Annotated in this window: 1 protein-coding gene; it reads right to left on the minus strand. The window is 61.3% G+C overall.

What is annotated here, in order from left to right:
- Positions 1–115 precede the first annotated feature (115 nt).
- On the minus strand, positions 116–1,549 hold a 1,434-nt coding region (locus tag VFE81_RS26830), incomplete at its 5' end, for a polysaccharide deacetylase family protein (protein WP_414695665.1).

A 1,549-nucleotide genomic window follows, 5' to 3' on the forward strand; every position in this document is an offset into this window, starting at 1 on the left:
ATCCGTCGACGTCATGCGGCTACGCAATCCGCCACGTGGATGCACGAGGTAGAGCGTAATCAGCACGACACCGGCGAGCAGCAGGACCAGCCAGGTGGGTGCGATGCGCGGGCGATTAGCGACCACAGACGGCCTCGACAGACGTGTAGTTCAGTTTTTCACCGGCACTCGCCGAGATATCGAAGCGCAGGAAATTGCCGTCGCGGCGCGCGGCGACCGGCTGGTTGTTCACGCTGATCCTGCACGACTGTGCGTTCGCCAGTTTGACGAACGGCTGGTAATGGCCGGCAAACTCGAAACGCATGCCGTTCGGCGTGCGCCTGAAATTGCGCACAAAACCGTTGGCCTCCGCGATATACGGCGCGCTTGCCGGGCCGCCGATTGCAAAGCGGGCGCTGCCGCCGTCGATATGGATGTAGGTGCCGTCGGGACCTGCCGCGAAGCCCGTCAGGCCCGCAGCCGTATCGAGTGCCGGCGTGGCGGCTTGCGGCCAGTGCAACTCGCGCACTTCGCCATTGCCGCGCACAATCCAGTCGTTCGCATGCGGACCGACCTCCTTCGCTACGGCGAACGAGCGCCAGTCGAGCACCTTGCGGATGTATTCGCTCACATACACCGGCATCACCGGTTGCTTGAGCACCGTCGAAAAGATCTGGTCAAGCGCACGCAACGACGCAATCTTGGTACCGCTGTACATGTGGTAGTAGATATCGATCGGCTTGAAACGCAGCGGACGGTCCGTCATCGCGTAAGTTTCGAGCACGCGAGTGAAACCGTAGAACGGGCCTTGCCAGTCGTTCGTGTAGACGTTCTCGTCCTGATTCGGCGCGTACACCTGGTAGGCGCCCGGCCCTTTGTCGACGCCGATTGACGCGATGTTGGTCCAACTGGTCGCCGACTTTGTGATGACGGTATCGCCGCCGTTGAAGTTATACACGCCGGCCTCGTACACCTTGTGAACAACGAAACCCGGCGGCTGGCAATCGCCGGACCATTGCAGAATCACGGTTTTCTTGCCGGCCGGCGCGAGGCGCGTGTTGATATAGTCGATCGAACCGGTGATTTCACGATCGATGTTGAAGTGATAGCCCGGGATGTTCAGCGAGAACGCCGCATCGCCGCCTCCACGGTCCACCTGTGCGCCAGTCTTGCCGTCGACCTGTTCCCACAGGAACGGATGCGAATATGTGTGCGTGCCGATCTCAACGTTCGGCAGCGCGAACATCTTGCGGGCGATCTCTTCGAGACGCGGCGAGATATCCGGATGCAGGCCCTTGGGACCGACCTCCCCTTCAATGACTGACAACGTCATCGGCACCGGGTAGCGGCTGAAAATCTGCTGATACAGCGCCTCGCCCGAATAGTCGGGACCGGGGAACTCGGCACGCGACGCGAAGCCGTCGCCATCCACGTGCGACATCAACAGACGGCGGCCGTTTTCGGTCGTGACGCTCGGCGACGGCATGTCCTGCAAATGCAGTGCCGCTTTCATGAAAGCGATCGGCTGAATGGCCCAGCGTTCCTGCTCGATGCTTTCGAGCGACGCGAC

The sequence above is a fragment of the Paraburkholderia sp. genome, from assembly GCF_035656215.1.
Lineage (GTDB): Bacteria > Pseudomonadota > Gammaproteobacteria > Burkholderiales > Burkholderiaceae > Paraburkholderia.